The organism is Cupriavidus sp. GW822-FHT03E04 (assembly GCF_058801495.1).
The window spans coordinates 1-1,025 of the sequence record NZ_JBXANI010000078.1; the positions used below are offsets into that span (position 1 = coordinate 1).

The following is a 1,025-nucleotide window of genomic DNA, read 5'->3' on the forward strand; positions in this document are numbered from 1 at the left end:
GCATCCGCAGCTTCGGTGACTGGCTTAGCCCCGTTACATCTTCCGCGCAGGACGACTCGATCAGTGAGCTATTACGCTTTCTTTAAAGGATGGCTGCTTCTAAGCCAACCTCCTGACTGTTTTAGCCTTCCCACTTCGTTTCCCACTTAGCCAATCTTAGGGACCTTAGCTGGCGGTCTGGGTTGTTTCCCTCTTGACACCGGACGTTAGCACCCGATGTCTGTCTCCCGTGATTGCACTCTTCGGTATTCGGAGTTTGCTATGGCGGGGTAATCAGCAATAGACCCCCCAACCATGACAGTGCTCTACCCCCGAAGGTGAGACACGAGGCACTACCTAAATAGTTTTCGGAGAGAACCAGCTATTTCCAGACTTGTTTAGCCTTTCACCCCTATCCACAGCTCATCCCCTAACTTTTCAACGTTAGTGGGTTCGGTCCTCCAGTACGTGTTACCGCACCTTCAACCTGGCCATGGATAGATCGTCTGGTTTCGGGTCTACACCCAGCGACTGAACGCCCTATTCGGACTCGCTTTCGCTACGCCTTCCCTAATCGGTTAAGCTTGCCACTGAATGTAAGTCGCTGACCCATTATACAAAAGGTACGCCGTCACCCGTTTCCAGGCTCCGACTGTTTGTATGCATGCGGTTTCAGGATCTATTTCACTCCCCTCCCGGGGTTCTTTTCGCCTTTCCCTCACGGTACTGGTTCACTATCGGTCGATCACGAGTATTTAGCCTTGGAGGATGGTCCCCCCATCTTCAGACAGGATTTCACGTGTCCCGCCCTACTTGTCGTACACCTAGTTCCACAACGCTGTTTTCGCATACAGGGCTATCACCTGCTATGGCCGGGCTTTCCATCCCGTTCTGCTAACAATGCTGCTAAAGAGTACAAGGCTCTTCCCATTTCGTTCGCCACTACTCTGGGAATCTCGGTTGATTTCTGTTCCTGCAGCTACTTAGATGTTTCAGTTCGCCGCGTTCGCTTCCCTGACCTATGTATTCAGTCAGGGATGACCCAT

Annotated in this window: 1 rRNA gene; it reads right to left on the reverse strand. The window is 51.9% G+C overall.

Annotated features, from left to right (window positions below):
* A 23S ribosomal RNA gene (locus AC1RQC_RS40350) occupies positions 1-1,025 on the reverse strand; the annotation flags it as partial.